Source organism: Vibrio sp. YT-19(2023) (genome assembly GCF_033337395.1).
In genome coordinates this window covers 1-708 of record NZ_JAWOQN010000480.1, presented here as the reverse complement: position 1 = coordinate 708, position 708 = coordinate 1, and the positions used below count along the sequence as shown (strand labels likewise).

At 48.3% G+C, this 708-nt stretch carries 1 protein-coding gene; it reads right to left on the bottom strand.

Translation table 11 applies throughout. The annotated features are described in order from the left end of the window. On the bottom strand, positions 1-708 hold a 708-nt coding region (gene lgt / locus R7E78_RS26640), incomplete at both ends, for a prolipoprotein diacylglyceryl transferase (RefSeq protein WP_318058676.1).

Sequence of the window (708 nt, the reverse complement as noted above, 5' to 3'; positions counted from 1 at the left end):
CGATCATTGGCGTTGATAGAATTTGTCCCATCGTAATATAACCACCAAATAGACCAAGCTGAGCATCCGGTTCGCGAACGAACTCGACTAAGAAGCGGAATGTACCATATCCAGCTAAAAATAGCCCTGATACCGAACCCAATGGGCGAGGCTTTTTGATGAACCAGTTCAAGATGAAAAACAGCACTACGCCTTCTAACAGCATTTCATACAGTTGCGATGGGTGACGTGGTAAAGGCCCGCCATTTGGGAAAACGATAGCCCAAGGAACGTCTGTTACACGCCCCCAAAGCTCGCTGTTCATGAAGTTACCCATACGGCCCATACCCAAGCCAAATGGCACAAGAGGCGCAACAAAGTCAGCAACGCCGAAGAAGGTACGACCGTTCTTGTGTGCATACCAGAACATTGCCGTAATCACACCCAACAAACCACCGTGGAACGACATACCGCCAGTCCAAACTTTGAAGAGATACAAAGGATCATCTAAAAACAGTTCAAAGTTATAGAAGATAACGTAACCGACGCGACCACCGATGACGACCCCTAAGAAGCCCGCGAAAAGTAGATCAGAGACTTGCTCTCGAGTCCAGCCGCTGCCTGGTTTGTCAGCACGACGGTTCGCCAACCACAATGCAAACATGAAACCGACGAGGTACATCAAACCGTACCAACGAATTGAAACAGGACCAATAGAGACTAAAACCG